The organism is Streptomyces sp. XY431 (assembly GCF_001279805.1).
Classification (GTDB): Bacteria; Actinomycetota; Actinomycetes; order Streptomycetales; family Streptomycetaceae; genus Kitasatospora; species Kitasatospora purpeofusca.
The window spans coordinates 1-237 of sequence record NZ_LGDO01000436.1; the positions used below are offsets into that span (position 1 = coordinate 1).

The window sequence follows — 237 nt, forward strand, 5'->3', positions numbered from 1 at the left end:
GGCGACCGCCTGCACGGTCGCGCCCGAGGACAGCACGCGGAACCCGGCCCGCAGGCTCGCATGCCGGTCCAGCAGCGCCTGGCAGGCCCGACGCAGAGAGGGCACCGACAGCGCGCCCGACAGCTCCAGACGCAGCTGGCTCGTGTAGACGTCCACCGCGTCGTCGTCGTAGCGGGCGTGGAAGACCATGCCCTCCTGCACCGGCGACAACGGCCAGACATCCTCCAACTCGACCTC

1 protein-coding gene is annotated in these 237 nt (G+C 71.7%); it reads right to left on the reverse strand.

The annotated features are described in order from the left end of the window. Window positions 1–237 (reverse strand): condensation domain-containing protein (locus ADK60_RS28210; RefSeq protein ID WP_159400620.1); only part of this gene is annotated, 237 nt, incomplete at both ends.